This window comes from Serratia sp. BFP-2025, assembly GCF_050880365.1.
GTDB classification, from domain to species: domain Bacteria; phylum Pseudomonadota; class Gammaproteobacteria; order Enterobacterales; family Enterobacteriaceae; genus Serratia; species Serratia surfactantfaciens.
This window is the reverse complement of record NZ_JBPAFV010000002.1, coordinates 252,846-270,218: the sequence shown is the minus strand read 5'-3', so window position 1 is coordinate 270,218 and position 17,373 is coordinate 252,846. Positions and strand designations below refer to the sequence as shown.

The window sequence follows — 17,373 nt, the reverse complement described above, 5'->3', positions numbered from 1 at the left end:
CTAAGGAGAGCGCCGTGGACGCAGAGAGTCAACGCAGGAAAGCAGCCAACTCGTCGGCGCAGGGCAGGGCGGTCATGGCGCCTTTGGCGGTGGTGGCCAGCGCGCCGCAGGCCTGAGCCTGGGCGATGATCGCCGACCATTGTGCTTCTTGCGGCAATTCGTGAAGACGTGCCAGCGCCGCTAACAGCCCGGCGACGAAGGCATCGCCGGCGCCGGTGGTATCTACCGGCACGACAGGCGGCGCGGGGAAATGGCGCAGACGATGCCCATCGTGTACGCAGACGCCATCGCCGCCCAGCGTTACCAGCAGCAGGCGCAGCGGATAGGTTTGCATCATCCAGCGAATGGCGTTCTCCAGATCGTCAAGATGGCTGATAAAAGCCAGCTCTTCGCGCGACAGTTTCACCACGTCCGCCAGCAGCAGCGCCTTTTGCAGACAGGGGCGCAGCGCTTCCGGCTGGCGCCAGACCTCTTCGCGGATGTTGGGATCGAAACTGACCCGGCCACCGGCCGCCCGGATGCGTTCCATCGCGGCAAAGGCCGCGCTGCGGCTGGGTTCCTGAGAGAGCGCGATGGAGCAGAGGTGCAGCCATTCCCCCTGTTGGAAAACCGGCAGATCGTCGGGCTGCAAAAACAGATCGGCGCTGGGCTGCACCATAAACGTGAATGAACGCTCACCCTGCTGATCGAGATCCACCACGACCGTGGAGGTGTGATGTTCGGGATCCGGCCGCATATGGCCGATATCCACCCCTTCATCGCTTAGCACCTGCTGCAAAAAGGCGCCGAAGCTGTCTTGCCCCACCCGGCCGATAAAGGCGCTGTCGCCACCGAGGCGGGCGATACCTACCGCCACGTTAGCCGGCGCGCCACCGGGGCATTTGAGATAGCCGTTGGCATTTTCCGGCACCAGGTCGATCACGGCGTCGCCCAGTACCCATACGCGATTCATCATGCATAATCCCTGTTTTTGTCCTTGTTAGATGGGTTGCTAAAATAGAAGAACCGGTTTAGCAAGGCAATGAAATAATGCGTTAAGGTGTTTGGAGGGTGAGGAAGATCAATCTTTCTGCTTGGCCTGGGGAAGGGAGTCTGCCCCGCGAACCGGCGCGGGGCGAGATAACGGGGTGGCTTAGCCCATCTTCGGGTAGACGCCGGGGCCGATTGGCAACCCAAGCGCATACCAGGCCAGCAGCAGCAAAATCCACACGCTGAAGAACACCAAAGGATAGGGCAGGATCAGCACGTAATAGGTGCCGAGCTGCGCGTCTTTGCGGTAGCGCTGCAGGAAGCCGAGGAACAGCGGCAGGAACGGCGACATTGGCGCCAGCGGCAACACCGCAGAGTCGGCGATGCGAAAGATCATCTGGGCGAATGCCGGGTGAAAACCGAGCAGCATAAACATCGGCACGAAGATCGGCGCCAGAATCGACCAGATCGCCGAGCCGCTGGCGATGAACATGCACAGGAAGGCGGAGAGGAACATCAGGCCGAGAAACGCCGGTGCGCCGCTCATGCCGGCGGCTTCCAGCATGTCGGTCAGGCCGACGGCCATAAACTTGCCCATGTTGCTCCAGTTAAAGAACGCCACGAACTGCGACAGCGGAAACACCATCACGATAAAACCCGCCATGCTTTTCATCGGATCGAGCAAGTGGTGGGGAATATCGTCCGGCCGCCGGATCTGTTTGGTGACCACGCCATAGGTAATGGCGACGGTGAAGAAGAACAGGATGATGATCGGCACAATGCCCTTGATGAACGGGGAAGGGATCACCGAACCGGTGTGCGGATCGCGCAGCGGCGCGGCCTCCGGCACCACCAGGGCGGCGATGATGGCGATAAACACCAGCGCGGCGATGCCGCTCATCATTAGCCCCCGGTTCTGCAGCGGGGTCAGCGCTGCGATTTTGTCTTCGGCGCTGCCTTGCCACTTCGGCAGTCGGGGTTCGATAAACTTGTCGGTGAGCAGCGCGCCGGCGATGGTCAGCACGATCACGGAGGTGGCCATAAAGTACCAGTTGTCGATCACGCTGACGTGAACCGCGCCGTCCACCGCCTTGGTGGCTTCGGTGCTGATGCCGGAAAGCAATACGTCGGTGGTGACGATTAACAGGTTGGCGGTAAAGCCGGAGGCGACGCCGGCGATCGCCGCCAGCAGCCCGGCTATCGGGTGTCGGCCCACCGCGATAAACATCAGCGCGCCAAGCGGCGGCATCACCACCAGCGCGGCGTCCGATGATATATGGCTGAAGAAGGCGATAAACAGCACCATATAGCTGGCGTAGCGGGCGCTGACGCGCGAGGCCATTTTGTACATCAGCGCCTGCAGCAGGCCGACCTTTTCTGCCAGGCCGGCGCCTATCACCAGCGCCAAAATAGCCCCCAGCGGCGCAAAGCTGCTGAAGTTATGGATGATGTTGGGGAATATCCATTGCATGCCCGCCACGCTCATCAGGTTATTTACCTTGATGAGTTCGCCGGTGGCCGGGTTTTTCACCGCCACGTCGAGCCAGGAAAACAGTGCGGTGGCTAGCATAAGCACCATGATCAAATAGACGAACAGGAGAAACGGATTGGGGATCTTATTGCCGATGCGTTCCACCCAGTAAAAAATGCGTCCGGGGCTTTTATTGATTGGCGTTGTGGCCTCACTCATGATTTTACCCTCTGTGTTTGCTCTGTTGTGTGATTGTTATTATTTGATTTATTTATAATTATGTTTATTGGCCCGATTGCCCGGGCCCTGTCTGTTCATGTTATTTCAATGGCGATGGTTGCACCTCCTGCGGGATTGGGCAGCGGTACGGCTGTTCGGCGCGTTGGCGCTCGAACTCGCTGCGGCAGCGCGCCAGCAGGGCGCTGTCGCTCAGCAGATCGATGGCGGTCGCCGCCATCACCTTGCCGGCCAGGCACATGCCCTTATGGGCGATAGCGGTGCGGCCCTGCGCCACCAGTTGCCAGGTGTGCAGCGGAGTGCCGAGTGCGAAACAGGGACTGAAGCATTGGGCGGTCGGCGCCACCCAGCTCACGTCGCCAACGTCGGTAGAGCCGTACAGCAGGTCGTCGGATTCCACATAAGGCGCGACCTCGTCCATCAGCACCTTATCTCCCAGCAGTTGCACCCACTCGCGCCCGGCCGCGCCGCCGGTGCGGGCAATATTGAGTTTGGCGTTGCGCAGATCGTCGCGGCTCAGCGTCTGGCGGATTTCCTTGGCGAAGCGGCGTTCGGCGTCGCTGTACTCGGGCAGACCGAAATCGCACAGGTTTTGATACATCGCCCGTTCCAGACTGCGGTTCGGCACATAATTGGAGCAGGCTTTATCGAAGCGCACCTCCATCTGGGTGTCAGTCATCAACGCTGCGCCCTTGGCGATGTTGATCACCCGTTGGTAAATGTCCTGCGCCTGATCGAGCTGCGGCGCGCGGATCAGGTACAACACTTCGGCGTCGGCCTGCACCACGTTGGGCGAGCTGCCGCCGGTGTTGGTGACCGCGTAGTGCAGCCGCGCTTCCTGCACGATATGTTCGCGCAGGAAGTTGGCGCCGGTATTCATCAGCGTCACCGCGTCCAGCGCGCTGCGCCCCAGGTGCGGCGAGTTGGCGGCATGGGCGGCGACGCCCTTGAAGTGAAACGCCGCCTGAATGTTGGCCAGCGTGCTGGTATTGAACATGCCGCTGAAGCCTTCCGGGTGCCAGGTGAGGGCGGCGTCGACGTCGTCGAACAGGCCTTCGCGCACCATAAAGGTTTTGCCGGAGCCGCCTTCTTCGCCCGGGCAGCCGTAGAAGCGCAGGGTGCCGGTCAGCCGGTTCTGCTGCATCCACGCCTTGGCGGCGAAGGCGCCGGCCAGCGCCGCGGTGCCCAGCAGGTTGTGGCCGCAGCCATGACCGTTGCCGTTTTCCACCAGCGGCTGCGGCGTGGCGCAACCGGCCTGCTGGCTCAGCCCGGCCAGCGCGTCGTACTCGCCCAGCAGCGCGATGACCGGGTGGCCGCTGCCGTAGCTGGCGATAAACGCCGTCTCGATGTCGCCCACGCCGCGTTCAACCGAAAAGCCTTCCTGCTCCAGCGCATCGGCCAGCAGCGTGGCGGAATAGGTCTCGTTGAAGCGCGTTTCCGGATGGTCCCAAATCGCGTCGCTCAGCGCGCTGAAGCGGGGTTGGCGTTGGTCAATGTAGTCGCCGATAAATGCCTGCCGTTGTGGATTGCTCATGCTTCGCTCCCGAATGTCGGCAGGTTCAGCGCCAGCGACGCCAGCGTTTTCACCGCCACCGCCATCACCTGCTCGTTGAAGTCAAATTTTTCGTTATGGTGTCCGGCGCTCAGCTCGGTGCCGAAAATGACGTATGAGGCCTGGCCGCCGTGCGATTTCACCCGTTCCATCATGTAGGTGGCGTCTTCTGAGCCGGCGGCCTGTTCGCGGCGATCGACCACCGAGGCCAGCTCGGTTATCTGCTGCGCCTGGCGGCGGATGTAATCCACCCACGGTTGGGTCGGTTTGCTGCTCTGCGCCGCGCCCATCAGCGCGATATCGCAGGCGACGCCGTGCATCCTGGCGGCACCTTCGATGACGTTCAGCGCCTGTTGATAAACGAACGCGTTGATCTCATTGGTGGCGCCGCGCGTTTCTACCTTCATAAACGCCCGATCGGCGATCACGTTGCGGCCGGTGCCGGCCTGCAGCACGCCGACATTGATGCGCGAGCTGCCTTCGCTGTGGCGCGGGATGGCGTAAAGCCCCAGCGCAGCCTGCGCCGCTGCCAGCAGCGCGTTGCGACCGTCTTCCGGCTTGGCGCCGGCGTGCGAGGCGACGCCGCGAAAGGTGACGTCCAGCTTGCTGGTGGCCATAAAGCTGTCGCTGCCGCACACCAGCTCACCGGCTGGCACGCCGGTGCCGATATGCACCGCGGTGAAGAAATCGACGTCGTCCACCACGCCGGCCTCTACCATCGATTTAGCGCCGCGAGTGCCTTCTTCCGCCGGCTGGAAGATCAGTTTGACGGTGCCGCTAAGCTGGGGTTCCAGGCTTTTGAACACGTGCGCCAGCCCCAGGCCGATGGTGGTATGGCCGTCATGACCGCATGCATGCATCATGCCGCTGTTGCAAGAGGCGAAGCCTTCACGAAACGGCAAATGTTCGGGCTCCAGCAATTCGTTGAGATCGAGGGCGTCCATATCCACGCGGTAGGCGATGGTAGGGCCGGGACGGCCGGTATCGAGCGTTGCGACGATGCCGGCGAAGCCGCCGGAAAAGTGCGGCAGCCATTTCTCCAACGCCCCCTGATTGCGGGCGCGCTGTTCCTGCGCTTCCAGCTCGGCGGGAGAGGGCAGCCCCATGCGCGCCTCTGCCTTGATGACCTCGCGGCCCAGCTGCAGGTGATAACCCAGCCGATCGAGTTCTTCCGCCACCAGGGTGGCGGTGCGGAACTCAAACCAGCCGGACTCGGCATAGCGATGGAAGTCGCGGCGCCAGGCCTGCAATTGCGGGTACAAATCGGCCACCAACATCGAAAGCGAATTAGTCATAGTGATATCTCATAAGTTATCGCGCGCTGGATCGCTCCAGGCAGCAGTTATGCTCTGAACTGAAATCAGACGGTGAAGCTATTGCAAAGAAAAAGGTGTATTTGGTTACTAACTGCCGTGAATGGCGCTTATTGGCGCAGAAAATGCGCTTAATTAAGCGAAATAAGAATTTGGTTATTTATTATGTTTTTTCCGAATGTACACAATGGAATCTGGCTAAATAAGATGCCAATATCTTGCTATTGATAAATAACGGTTATCGCCTTTCGCCTATGCCAGCCTCGATAAAATTGCACCAATTACGTGCATTTGTGGACGTTAGCCGCCAGGGCAGCATCCGCGCCGCCAGTCGTACCTCACGCCTTTCCCAGCCTGCGCTGACCAAGGCCATTCAGGAACTGGAAGAGGTGCTGGGCGCCAAGCTGTTTATTCGCCGCAGTCAGGGGGTGGTATTGACCGACTGCGGCGATAACTTTTTCCAGCATGCCAGCCTGATCCTCGAAGAGCTGCGGGTGGCGCAGGAAGACATTCAGCAGCGGTTGGGGTTGGCGGGCGGTACGGTAAATATCGGCGTTGGCGGCAGCATCGCGCGCACCGTGATGCCGCAGGTGGTCACCCAGTTTCACCGTGAGTATCCCAACGTGAAGGTGCGGATCGTCGAGGGGCAGCTGGTGTCGATGATCCCTGAACTGCGCCAGGGCGAGCTGGATTTTACCGTCAATACCTACTATCCCAGCAGCCTCGATAACGAGCTGCAGTACGAACGGCTGATGGAAAAAGAGTATCGGGTGGTGGTGCGCAAAGGGCATCCGATGGAGGAGGCGACCTCGCTGAAACAGCTGCAGCACTGCGACTGGACCATGCCGACGCCGAAAGGCAGCTATTACCGGCTATTGCACGATCTGTTCGGGGACTTGGGCATGGCGCCGTCGATCAGTGTGACCTGCGAGACCTTTATGGCCTGTACCAGCCTGGTGGCGCAGAGCGATTTTGTCAGCATTCTGTCGGTGGACGTGATCTCCGATCCGATTCTGGGCAAGCATTTGGTGCCGCTCGAGCTGGAAGAGAGCCTGCCGAAGGCGACGTTTTATCTGATCCAACGCAAGGACACCACCCTGACGCCGATGGGCGCGCACCTGGCGCGCCTGTTTCGCCTTTACTGTCGGTGATACCGAGGCCCCGTTGGGGGCCTCGGTATCAGAACGCGATCGAGCCCTGCACGAAGAAAATGCGCGGTTCGCCGACGTATTTGCCGAAGTTGTTGTCGTTGGAGCGGGTGAAGTAGCGCTGATCGAACAGGTTTTTCACCCCGGCACCCAGCGTCAGGTTCGACAGCTGCGGCCCGAAATTATATTCCCCGCGCATGTTCCACACCATGTAACCGGCGATATCGCCAAACTGGCCGTCGGCGCTCTCCTGCGTGATGTACTCCGGCCCGGTGCCCGGCGAGTGCTGTTTGGACTGCGCGTAGCCGTCCAGATTCCACACCCAGTTGCCGGTGGCGTAGCGCGTGCCGACGGTATACACCTGACGCGAGTAGAACGGCAGGTCTTTACCGGCGAAATCGCCCTTGTCGGTGCTGGCCTTGGTGTAGGTATAGCTGGTGTAGACGCTGGCGCCGTCGAGCGCGCGATTCAGCTCGCTGAGATCGTAGCTGAGCGCCAGCTCGATGCCTTTGTGCTTGGTAGCGCCCATATTTGTCCAGCCCACGTCGTTGCTGATGTACTGCAGCTGGTTATCGAAATCGATGTAGAACAGCGTGGCCTCGGCCTTGACCACGGTATCGTCGTAGCGGGTGCCGAACTCATAGGTGTGCGCTTTTTCCGCCGTCAGCCCCGGCGCCGGCTGGTTGCCGTTACCGCCTTTGGTCAGTTGGAAATACTGCATGCTGCCGAACGAAGTATTGGCGTTGGCGAACAGTTTCCAGGCGTCGGACAGATGATACATCACGTTCAATGACGGCAGCGGTTCGCTGTAGCTTTTCTCGCGGCTGATGTTGTTGAACGAATCGTCCACGTGAGTGCGGATGCTTTCGTAGCGCAGGCCAGGCGTGACCGTCCAGTTGCCGACGTTGATGGTGTCGTCGATGTAGAACGCGTTGGCTGCGGTGCCGCCGGAGGTGTGCTGGTAATAGTCCGGGGTATCCGGCGTGGCGCCGACGTTCGCCGGGTTATACCAGGCCGAACGCGACGCTTTTTCATCCATGGTTTCATTCAGGTAGCGGTAGCCGAGGGTGATCTCGTGCGCCATATCCCAGAAGCGAAACAGCTGTGAATAGCTCGGTTCGATCGCCCAGGTCGAATAGTGGCGCGGATAGGACACCAGGCGCCGCAATCCGGCGTTTTTGCCGGTGCCTTCCGATTCGATGTTGCTGCCGCGGTAGCTGTCGGTGAAGTAGGTCAGCACTTCGAACTGTTTGTCGTCTTCCTGATGCTTGTATTTGAACGACATATCCTTGCGGCGGCCTTCGAACTGATCCCACGGCCGCGTGGACTGGAACGGGTTCTGCGCGTATTGCGCTTTGCTCAGCCCGCCCGGCATGCCGGCTTTGGCGTCGTAGTAGTGAAAATTGGCCAGCAGTTCGTCGCGATCGGTGAACGCATAACGCGTTTTCAGCATGAAATCGTCGATGTCGGTGTTGTCGTTATTGTCGCGGTAGCCCTGACCGTGCAGGCCGGAGTAGAGCAGCTCGGCGCCGAGGCCGTTATCTGCGGTGCCGCCCACCGAGGCGCTGGTCAGGGTTTTCAGGCCGCCGTGGCTGGCGCCCTGGGTCTGTACGCTGGCGGTGCCGCCAAACTGTTTGGGAATGTCGCGGGTGACGAAGTTGATCACGCCGCCAACGTTTTGCGGCCCGTAACGCACCGCACCGCCGCCGCGCACCACGTCAACCGATTGCAGATTGCCGATCGACAGCGGCGCCATCGACAGCTGAGGCTGGCCGTAAGGCGCAACCGCCAATGGAACGCCGTCCATCAGAATGGTGGATCGCGGAGAAAGGCGAGAGGTCAGGCCGCGCACGCCGACGTTGAGCGAAATGTCGCTGCCGCCGGTGCCGTTGCTGTCGCGCACCTGCACGCCGGGCACGCCGCGCAGGCTGTCGGCGATGGTTTGATCGCCCTGTTCATGCATCTGCTGCTGAGTGACGATGGAGCGCGCGCCGGGATGGTTAAGCAGCACCGAACTGGTATCAGGGTTGTCCAGCCAGTTGCCGACGACGGTCACGGTGTCGGCATCGTTTTGAGATGAGTTATCAGCAGCAAGGACAGGGAATGCGACGGCGATGGAGGCCGTCAGCAAAGAAAGCCGAAAAAGAGGTGACATAATAATGCCTTAAGAGTTTCAGACCCGGATGTGTTTTTTTAGAAAAGACAATCTTAATGATAATTATTGGCAAGTAAATAGAATTGTTACGGGATAGTTAAGCGGGTAACGATGTGGCGCGGGCGGGGTGTCAGGGCCCGGAGGGTGGGCCCTGAACGGACATTATTGCGGCGTAAGCCAGAAGACGCCGCTGTAATCCAGCGCGGTGAATTTCTGGTGGACCATTTCGATATCCGCTTGCGGATCAATATCTTTAAACAGCGCCGGGTGCAGGAATTTGGCGATCGCCTCAACGGCGATAAAGTTGAGCGGCGTGTCGTAAAATTGATGGTAAATCGCCATCACGCGTTTTTCTTTCACCGCTTTCAGCACGTTAATGCCGGTGCGATCCAGCAGATGCGCCAGTTTCTTTTGGCTGGTGGCCATATCGGTGGTGTAGCCCAGCGGCACCGCCAGCGTGCCGCGATGACCACGGCTCCAGTCGGCGCCGGTCAGCAGATAGAAATCCGGGTTGCTGCCGATCACCTGCTCGATGTTCACTTCACCGCCCATGTCGGAAAACAGCTTGCTGCCGATATTGTCGCCGCCGGCGGTCTCGATAAACTGCCCGAAGCTGCCTTTGCCGAAAGTGTTGCAGCACTGCTCGCCTTTGATGCCGGCGCTGCGTTCGATGAAGACGCTGGGGCGCTGCTCCGGTTTCAGCGTGGCGACCCGTTGGCGCACCAAGTCGAGCCGTTGCTGATAAAGCTGAATAAAGGCGTCGGCGTTGGGCTGTTCATCAAACACTTTACCCAGCAGCTGCATGCTGGCGACGGTGTTGGTCAACGGCTGCTGGCGAAAATCGATGATCAGCACCGGGATACCGACTTTTTCCAGCTGGGTCAGTACGCCACTGTCCTTCAATTTGCTCAGCAGACCGATGTCGAAAATGACCAGATCCGGTTGGCGCACCACCGCGCTTTCTACGCTGAAATCGCTGGTGTAGGGGTTGTCGAAGGTGGGGATCTGCATGACCTGCGGGAATTTTTTTGCGTAGGCCTCCACCAGATCCGGTGCTTTGACCTTCAGCGAGTTGTCCCAGGCGATGATGTTTTTCAGCGGTTCCTGCGGATGCAGAATATTGAGCGCCAACAGCGCACGGGCATCGGCCAGGATAACGCGTTTGGCCGGTTGCGGCAGAGTGACCTGACGGCCGGCGACATCGGTGACGACGATCGGCGCGGCCTGAGCGGCGCCGGCCAACAGCAGAATGCAGGCGGCCAGCCAGCGGCCGGCTTTGGCGATAAGAACAGCGGACATGGAGATCCTTGAGTAATCGGCGAGGAACGAGAGCGCAATGATAAGCGATATCCTTTCGCTTTTTGAACACCCTTGATGCCGATAGTGGCTACTCCTGGCCCATCAGCGGGTCGCTGACGCTGTGTTCGCCGTCTTCCAACCGGCCCGCCAGGCGGCGCAGCCAGCCGGGGCTTTGCAGCGTAAGGTCATACCAACCGCCGCTGGCGCGGGCGTCAAACGTTTGCTGGTGGCTGCCGCCCGCCGGCAGCGTGATGTGCCACGGGCCCTGCTGCGTATAGGGGCAGCGTTCGAGGGTGACCGCTATCGCTTCGGTGCCCGGGTTGTTCAACTGCAGCTGCAGGCTGCGCCCCGCCGGGCGCAAACGCACTTCCGGCTGCGGCCGGCTCAGGGCGCCGCGCAGTTCACGATGAAAACCGTTGGGGCCGAGCAGCCACAGATGGTACTCATCCTCCGTCTGCCAGTCGTCGCTGACCGCTTTGCCGGCCTCGACGGTGTAGCGGCGCGGGATCTGTGCCAGATCTCGCCGATCGTAAACGTGAAACACCGCCCCCTGCTCGCCGGTATTGAACAGATTCAGCGTGACGCGCCGCTGCTCGGCCGCGACGGCGGCTTCGACGTGCAGCTGGTAGGGCAATGCGCGAGAAGGGCGCGCCAGGCGGCGTTGATGCGGCAAACGCTGGTGGGCGGGCGACGGCAGCGGCACCTGCGGCAGCTGCTCCTGGCGTTGACGCAGGCCGTCGGCGGCGCGACGGCTGGTGGCGGGCAGGCTCGGCAATGCTTCGCCGTTAGGGTCGACAAAGTTGAACGCCGAGGTGAGATCGCCGCACACCGCGCGGCGCCAGGCGCTGATGTTGGGTTCATGCACCTGAAAGCGCTTCTCCAGAAATTGCAGCACCGAGGTGTGATCGAAGACCTGCGAGTTGACCCAGCCGCCGCGGCTCCAGGGCGACAGCACCAGCATCGGCACCCGCGGGCCGGGGCCATAGATGCGGCCGTCCGGCGGTGGCTGATCCTCCGAGCCGGGCGGCGCCACGTGCTGGAAGATCTCGGTGTCGAACGGCACCGTCGATTTACCGGCGAAGCTGCCGTCTTCACGCAGCGACGGCGCGGAAGGCGAGGGCATGTGATCGAAAAAGCCGTCGTTTTCGTCGTAGTTGACCAGCAGGATGGTTTTGCTCCATACCTCCGGGTTATCGGTCAGCGCGTTGAGGATCTCTTGCGTGAACCAGCCGCCCTGCACCGGGCTGGAGGGATCGGGGTGTTCCGAATAGGCCGCCGGCGCGATGATCCAGCTGACCTGCGGCAGTTTGCCTTGCTGCACGTCGGCGCGGAACCCGGCCAGCATGGCGTCCAGATCGTTGCCGCTGGCGGCGGGCAGGGTGTTGCCGTTGCCTTTGTATAGCGGTGCGCTTGCGTTGAGCTCGTCGCGATAGGGCACGAAGGCGTTGAAGTCTTTCGGCGGCCGCGCCGGGTTGCCCACCTGAATGCTGGCGGCGCGGTACTGGCGGAAGCCCGCCAACGGGTTGTCGGTAAAGTTGTCGGGCAGGAATTGATACACCTTCCAACTGACGCCGCTCGCCTCCAACCGTTCCGGATAGGTTGTCCACTGGTAGCCGATCTCTGCCGGGCCGGGGCTGTCCCATTCGTTGACCACCACCGCCACGTCGGCGGCGGACGGGCCGTTGGTGCCGGTCCAGTGGAACAGCCGATTGGTATTGGTGCCGGCGTGGATGGCGCAGTGATAGGCGTCGCACAGGGTGAAGGCGTTGGCCAGCGCGAACTGGAACGGCAGCTCATGCTGGCGATAGTAGCCCATCGAGGCCGGCGTTTTGTAGGTCGGCCAGGCGCTCATGCGGCCGTGGTCCCAGGCGGCCTGTTCATCCACCCATGAGTGCGGCGTGCCGGTGACGCGCTGGGCGTTACCGCGTTTGCTGTCCAGGTGGTAGGGCAGCACCAGCCGCTCGGCGCCCTGTTGCTGCCAGACGTGGCGGCCGTCGGGCAGTGGGATGGTAAAGCGATCGCTGAAGCCGCGTACGCCCGGCAGGGTGCCGAAGTAGTGGTCGAAAGAGCGGTTCTCCTGCATCAGGATCACCACGTGTTCGACGTCGCGCAGGGTGCCGGTGCGATTATTGGCGGGAATGGCCAGCGCTTTGCGAATCGAAGCGGGCAGCAGCGAGAACGCCGATCCGATGGCGGCAGCCCGCAGTATGTCTCTGCGTGAAAGGTCAGGCATGCGTCGTTAATCTCCGTCAGTGTGCTTTGAAGATAGCCGCTGACGACGATAATGGCGAAAAATAACAGGGAGATGAAATCGAGGAAAACAATGCTCCCTGGCGGGAGCATTGGTGGATGACGCTTACTGTCTGATCAGGCGGCCGAGCGCCGGCGCCGTTTCGAAATCGCTGCGGAAGGGGTTGATATCCAGGCCACCGCGGCGGGTATAGCGCGCGAACACGCTGAGTTTTTCCGGGCGGCAGTGCTGCTTGATGTCGTTGAAAATACGTTCGACGCACTGCTCGTGGAATTCATTGTGCTGGCGGAAGGAGATCAGGTAGCGCAGCAGGCTTTCGCGATCGATTTTGCGGCCTTCATAGCGGATAACCACGCTGCCCCAGTCTGGTTGATTGGTGACCAGGCAGTTGGACTTCAGCAGGTTGGAAGACAACGTCTCCGTTACCGGTTCCCCTTGATCGGCCGCGCCGCACAGGTATTCCGGCTTGAACGTGAAGTCGTCAACCGCGATGTCCAAATCGTCGATGTTGATGCCCGGCAGGCGGTCGATCTGCGCCGGATAACCTTCCAGCCCCGGATAGAGTTTGACGGTGACCTGGCCGTTGGCCGCCTGCGACAGATCCTGCTGCATGGCGGCGCTCACCTGTTCCACGCTGTCGAAGCGCGTTTGGTTGAAACTGTTGAGATACAGCTTGAACGACTTGGACTCGATCAGGTTCGACGAGGAGTGCGGGAAGGTAAACTCGCCGATGCCCACCACCGGTTTGCCCTTGCCGTTGAGCCAGGACAGCTCGAAGGCGGTCCACAGGTCGAAGCCGCTGAACGGCAGCTGCCGCTCGTCGACGCCGATCAGATCGCGGCCACGCGCGCGCGGCAAGGCTTCGAGCAATGCGGGAGCATATTGATCCGGATAATCGGAGTTGGCGCCAAGATGGGTGATCTTATCTTGCTTTTGGATATGCATATTCATTGCCTTTTGCTTGTTCGGTATTGATGTAGCGGTTAAACAGACTGCGGGTGGCGTAGATCGGCCCGACGCCCAGCAGGGCGTAAACCACCTTGATCAGGAACTGCGACAGGATCATGGTTTTGATGATATCCCAGCTCAGCACGTTGTAGAACGCCAGCGTACAGAACACCACGCTGTCGATGGCCGACGCCACGACGGTGCTGGTGATCACGCGTACAAACAGGTAGCGGGAGTTGGTCAACTCTTTGATTTTGCAAAGCAGGTAGGAGTTGACGTTCTCGGAGATCAGATAGGCCGCCGACGAGGCCACCAGCACCGCCATGATGCTGTGCACGATGCCATTGTAGGTCTCGCTGTACTCCCACTGCGGAATGCTCGGCACCAGCGTCGTTACCCAAACGCCGAGGACGAAGGTCAGGTTGGCGATAAACGAGATGATGATGGTGCGTCTGGCCAGCCGCAGCCCATAGAACTCGTTGAGGATGTCCACTAGGATGAAGGTGAGCGGATAGATGAAGATCGCCGGCGGCGTGATGAGGTTCAGCACCGGAATTTGGATCGGTTTGACGCCGCACAGCGTTGAGAAAATATAAATCACGCTGAGCGCAACGGTGATGATCAAATAGGCGTACCAAGAGCGTTCATGGCGATCGCTGAGTTCGTAGGCGGTTTTTTGCTTGTTATCGCCATAGAGTTTGCGGTACAGCGCCTGCAGCTCATGCCGGCTTAAATCTTCTGATATCTCACTATCGGCCAGTTCATTCAGCCCCATGGTGATGGTTTTACCGGTGGCCAATACCATAACATTGGCCGCGATAGTGCCATGCCGGGTGAAGCCCAACAGCTTGAACTTCTGATTCGGTTCCATTTATAGCCTTTCTCCAACGATGTAACCCAGGAATTGCACGGTGTCCTGAGGGCGTTTGTCCATGCTTTCGCTGTCTTTGTCGTCAACCACAAAGAAGCCGCTTTTTCCCGAGTGATACAGCAAAGGCGAATCGCAAATCAGTACCGGCGGACGTTTGATGATAATGACTTCGCCGGGAATAAATGACCCTTTAATTTCGGTCTCTATTTTCATTGCCAACATGTTTGACTCATCGCCGAAGAAATAAGTCAAAGGAAACTCGGTGACCAGTTGCCCGATCTTGCGCTGCGAGACGGCCAGGTAGCGCGACTGCGGGATCACCGGAATGGCGGAAGGGTTCTTGTTGCCTTCGGTGGACAGCGTTTCGTTGAGCAGCTCGAGTTTTTCCAGATCGTAGTCTTCGATCTCTTCGCAGGAGACGCCGAAGAAATCGGAAATTCGATTAACGGTGGATTGCTGAACGTTGTTCACTCTTCCGTCGAGAATTTTGTAGAGGGTGGTGCGCGTCAGGCCGCTGCGGTTGGAAAAGGAAGCCTTGGTTTCACCGCGGGTACGCATCAGATATTCAATGTTTTTAATGATGTTGATTTTGCGCTGTGCGTTGGTGGTTTTCATTGGCTGTCCTTACAAACATTACGCAGGCTTCACTATATCTTACGCATCGGCGTTGTCCAGATAAAAAGGCGCCGGCTAAAGGGTAACAGACTGATTATTTACGGTAATTATTGTTTTTTTCCAGCTGGTTAGCCCATTGACGTTAACGGCGTAATCCGGTTTATCCGAGCACATGATAAAACCGTGTAAATCAATTGATTAGGTTTTGCTTATGGAAAAGTGAACACAAAAGCCGATTTTGTGTTTACTTTTATGTTGACCAAAACCGATTTCATGGGCTACTGTTCATGCAAGCTGAAGTTTTTCTTTACGATAAAAACACGGAAGCTTCGATTATTTATAATAAAAAGCTCAGAGGGGGCGTTTCCACACTCTGAGCATGATGGATACTTGCTACCGACACCAGGGACCCTCACCGCAGCCGTTTGTCTGTACGAGCGGCTCATTCTCCTGCATTGAAATCCGTATTTTCAAGCGTATAACACTCCCCCGTTACCGGAGGAGTGCATTCGCGCGTGCCTGCCAATCAGAGTGACTTTTGCGAGGCCAGCGGTTTTTGCGCCCGGCTGAAGGCCAGTTTAAGCACCCAATACAGCAGGCTGGCGGCCACCAGGGAGTTGATGGTCGGTACGCCCCATTCGGTCGCCAGGCCAACGGCGCCGCCGGCGATGCTGGCGACGATCGCCGCCCAGCCGATGGTCGGCGTTTCGTTCGGCAGTTGGCCCGTGCGGCGGCTCTCGTCGAGGATTTTGCGGTGGCTGCGCAGCAGATAATAGTCCACCAGCATGATGCCGATAATCGGCGGGAAGACCACGCCAAGCACCGTCAGGAAATCGACGAAGCGGTCGAGAATACCCAGCACCGAGAGCGTGGTGCCCAGAATGCCGATCACCAGTGTGGTGTAGGTGTACTTCAGCTTTTTGCCGGTGATGCCTTCCACCGCGTTGACGATGCCCAGCGAAGAAGAATACAGGTTGAGATCGTTGACGCGCAGGGTAGAGAACACCACCACCAGCAGGCCCGCGCCGCCGGCCGCTTGCGACATTATGGTGACGACGTCTGCGGTGCCCAGCGTTTTGGCAATGAGGATAGCCAGGCCGTTCACCACGAACTCGCCGGCGATGATGGTGAAGAGCGTGACGCCGAGCACGTGTTTGCCGTTTTTGGAATAACGGGTCAGATCGGGCGTCATCAGACTGGCGACGATGGCGCCACCGACAACGATGGTGATGCCGGCGCTGATGGTCAGTGGCTCACCCGGCGGAGCCAGCTGGATGATCTCCTGCAGGTTATGGCCGGAAAGCGCCGTCACGGAGATATAGGCCACCAGCATGATGAACATCGGTACGGCAATGCGAGCGGCGATGCGCAGCGCCTTGAAGCCGAACGCCACCAGGATGGTCAGCAGCGTGCCCGAGAGCCCGGCGGCCAGGCCGAAGCCCAGCTTATTGCCGAGCGCGAAGTCGAGCGACTTGGCGAAAATGGCGTTTTGAATACCGAACCAGCCCAGCAGGCTGACGGCCACCACGACGCCGATCAGTACCGACCCCAGGCGGCCGAAGCCGCACCAGCGCGCCAGCAGGCTGCCGGAAATCCCTTCGCGCATGCCCGCCAGCCCCAGGCCGTAGGTCACTACGCCGAAGATCAGGCTGCCGACGAAAATGGCGGTGAAGGCGTCAATCAGCGACATGGAGTTGCCGAGCACGGCGCCAAGCATGAACTGATCCAGCGCGGTCAGCATGCCCATATGCACGATGGCCACGCTTAAAAATGAGACTCTTTTATCCTGCGGCACCCGGGTGAGCGGATAATCTTCGATCTTTATCACGGTGAGATCTTCCTTGCGGTTCAAATAAACTGAATGCCTTTAGTTATCAGGCGATCGGGTATGTAGTTATCCAGGTTGGCGTATTTGCAGTACTCCTCAAATTGCTGCTGAGTATGCACGTTGGCCTTCTGGTAGATGTTATAAATGCGGTTTTCGATGGTCTTATTGCTGACGCTATAGATTTTGGCGATCTCTTTCACCGTAAATCGCTGCAGCATAAGGAAAATGACATCGAGTTCAGCGCGGGTGAACAGCTCGTTATTGACCTCGGTGGTCAATACGCTGGGCTTTTGCTGGTTGATGTACTTGAGCGGCGACAGGCTGTTCATCGGCTTGGCGTTCCAGATCACGCCAATCACCTGTTTGTCGTCGTTGTACACCGGCAGCTTTTCGCTGATAAACGGCGTCAGGCTGTCTTTACCGTACCAATAGTGCGTTTCTATGACCGTGACCCGATCGCGCGCCGCTTCGGTCATTTTATCGTGCTCGATAAAGTCGGCGGCGGAGTCGGCCCAGTCGGCGGGGAATTCGTGGTCATATTTACCGGCGACGTCGAAGTTCAGCGGCGTATTGGTATAGAGATAAGCGGCGCGGTTCATATAGAGGTGGCGGGACAGCTGGTCTTTGATGCCCCAGGGCTCGCTCAGATGCTCCATCATGGTGATGAGACCCTTAAAATAAGATTCATTATTTTTATGCGAGGAACCCATACCTAC

The 17,373-nt window shown here is 59.3% G+C and carries 13 protein-coding genes; 1 reads left to right on the top strand and 12 read right to left on the bottom strand.

All coding sequences use genetic code 11. The features are described 5' to 3' along the window. Window positions 1-28: 28 nt before the first annotated feature. The 4 genes from ACRAWE_RS16725 to ACRAWE_RS16710 form a co-directional block, all read right to left on the bottom strand. Entirely contained in the window at window positions 29-955 is a 927-nt protein-coding gene (locus ACRAWE_RS16725; protein ID WP_154747323.1) for an aminoimidazole riboside kinase, read from the bottom strand. Window positions 956-1,132: 177 nt separating this feature from the next. Continuing rightward, window positions 1,133-2,659: a p-aminobenzoyl-glutamate transporter gene (gene abgT, locus ACRAWE_RS16720; protein WP_019453040.1), complete on the bottom strand. Its 1,527-nt coding sequence runs from the start codon at window positions 2,657-2,659 to the stop codon at window positions 1,133-1,135. Window positions 2,660-2,759: 100 nt separating this feature from the next. Then, window positions 2,760-4,211 (bottom strand): M20 family metallopeptidase, encoded by a 1,452-nt coding sequence (locus ACRAWE_RS16715; protein WP_154747324.1) that lies wholly within the window; start codon window positions 4,209-4,211, stop codon window positions 2,760-2,762. After that, window positions 4,208-5,524: a M20 family metallo-hydrolase gene (locus tag ACRAWE_RS16710; protein WP_432525633.1), complete on the bottom strand. Its 1,317-nt coding sequence runs from the start codon at window positions 5,522-5,524 to the stop codon at window positions 4,208-4,210. Before ACRAWE_RS16710 ends, ACRAWE_RS16715 begins: the two co-directional genes overlap by 4 nt. A 272-nt stretch (window positions 5,525-5,796) precedes the next feature. Between ACRAWE_RS16710 and ACRAWE_RS16705 the strand changes: the two genes are divergently transcribed. Next, window positions 5,797-6,693 carry a LysR family transcriptional regulator gene (locus tag ACRAWE_RS16705; protein WP_025160097.1) on the top strand — a complete coding sequence of 299 codons (897 nt, stop codon included), beginning with the start codon at window positions 5,797-5,799 and terminating at the stop codon, window positions 6,691-6,693. A gap of 28 nt (window positions 6,694-6,721) precedes the next feature. Here the strand turns inward: ACRAWE_RS16705 and ACRAWE_RS16700 are convergent, their stop codons facing one another. The 8 genes from ACRAWE_RS16700 to ACRAWE_RS16665 all read right to left on the bottom strand — a co-directional run bounded on the left by ACRAWE_RS16700 (window position 6,722) and on the right by ACRAWE_RS16665 (window position 17,367). Continuing rightward, window positions 6,722-8,845 (bottom strand): TonB-dependent receptor family protein, encoded by a 2,124-nt coding sequence (locus ACRAWE_RS16700; protein WP_432525632.1) that lies wholly within the window; start codon window positions 8,843-8,845, stop codon window positions 6,722-6,724. A gap of 162 nt (window positions 8,846-9,007) precedes the next feature. Beyond that, window positions 9,008-10,144, bottom strand: a complete 1,137-nt coding sequence (locus tag ACRAWE_RS16695) for an ABC transporter substrate-binding protein (RefSeq protein ID WP_063918744.1) — start codon at window positions 10,142-10,144, stop codon at window positions 9,008-9,010. An 88-nt stretch (window positions 10,145-10,232) separates the two neighbouring features. After that, window positions 10,233-12,377, bottom strand: coding sequence for a phosphocholine-specific phospholipase C (locus tag ACRAWE_RS16690; RefSeq protein ID WP_063918745.1), 2,145 nt, complete (start codon window positions 12,375-12,377; stop codon window positions 10,233-10,235). Window positions 12,378-12,500: 123 nt separating this feature from the next. Then, window positions 12,501-13,340 carry an NADPH-dependent 7-cyano-7-deazaguanine reductase QueF gene (gene queF, locus ACRAWE_RS16685; RefSeq protein WP_019453033.1) on the bottom strand — a complete coding sequence of 280 codons (840 nt, stop codon included), beginning with the start codon at window positions 13,338-13,340 and terminating at the stop codon, window positions 12,501-12,503. Continuing rightward, window positions 13,318-14,214 carry a queuosine precursor transporter gene (locus ACRAWE_RS16680; RefSeq protein WP_019453032.1) on the bottom strand — a complete coding sequence of 299 codons (897 nt, stop codon included), beginning with the start codon at window positions 14,212-14,214 and terminating at the stop codon, window positions 13,318-13,320. The genes queF and ACRAWE_RS16680 overlap by 23 nt, the downstream gene beginning before the upstream one ends. Continuing rightward, complete coding sequence (locus ACRAWE_RS16675; RefSeq protein WP_004937341.1) at window positions 14,215-14,829, bottom strand: helix-turn-helix domain-containing protein; 615 nt, start codon at window positions 14,827-14,829, stop codon at window positions 14,215-14,217. A 526-nt stretch (window positions 14,830-15,355) separates the two neighbouring features. Beyond that, window positions 15,356-16,657 carry a cytosine permease gene (locus ACRAWE_RS16670; protein WP_025160095.1) on the bottom strand — a complete coding sequence of 434 codons (1,302 nt, stop codon included), beginning with the start codon at window positions 16,655-16,657 and terminating at the stop codon, window positions 15,356-15,358. A gap of 20 nt (window positions 16,658-16,677) precedes the next feature. Then, entirely contained in the window at window positions 16,678-17,367 is a 690-nt protein-coding gene (locus tag ACRAWE_RS16665; RefSeq protein ID WP_019453030.1) for a helix-turn-helix transcriptional regulator, read from the bottom strand. Window positions 17,368-17,373 lie beyond the last annotated feature (6 nt).